General features: G+C 47.6%; 2 tRNA genes. Both read right to left on the minus strand.

What is annotated here, in order from left to right:
* Nucleotides 1-292: 292 nt before the first annotated feature.
* Nucleotides 293-368, minus strand: a tRNA-Ala gene (locus N7387_RS21350).
* A 124-nt stretch (nt 369-492) separates the two neighbouring features.
* A tRNA-Ile gene (locus N7387_RS21355) sits at nt 493-569 on the minus strand.
* Nucleotides 570-632: the final 63 nt, after the last annotated feature.

The following is a 632-nucleotide window of genomic DNA, read 5'->3' on the forward strand; positions in this document are numbered from 1 at the left end:
TCTTGTTCGGGTCGCTGTGCGTCATAATTTCTTTGTCGGGCAGTGCCCGCAATGCTCACATACCGATGTATGCTCCGCTTGCTGTGCGCTGGCCTTCGCGAAATTATTTAGCTCGCTTCCCCTCGAAAGTGAGTACTTTCTAAGTTGTTCGGCTGAGAGACTCATCAATATTACCTCGGTGATAATATTGATTGTTTCAATTTTTCAGCTTGTTCCGGATTGTTAAAGAGCATAATAATTCACAGCATACCGTTTCCGGTAAACTCTGAATTATTGTTCAGATATCAGATAATGGTGGAGCTAAGCGGGATCGAACCGCTGACCTCCTGCGTGCAAGGCAGGCGCTCTCCCAGCTGAGCTATAGCCCCATTATTTGGTTTTCCCGGGTCACCTTCACCTTCATCAAAAGGTGCTTTTTACTGAGACAAGGCGTGGGTTCACGAAGTTTACTGAAGTAAACGAGCGGAGCCGCAACGCAGTATCAGTGAAAAGTGGTAGGCCTGAGTGGACTTGAACCACCGACCTCACCCTTATCAGGGGTGCGCTCTAACCACCTGAGCTACAAGCCTATTCCCGGTATCTGCTTCTTTCTATCAGACAATCTGTGTGAACACTCACATTCTGTATCAACC

Source organism: Morganella sp. GD04133, assembly GCF_029835375.1.
Lineage (GTDB): Bacteria > Pseudomonadota > Gammaproteobacteria > Enterobacterales > Enterobacteriaceae > Morganella > Morganella morganii_B.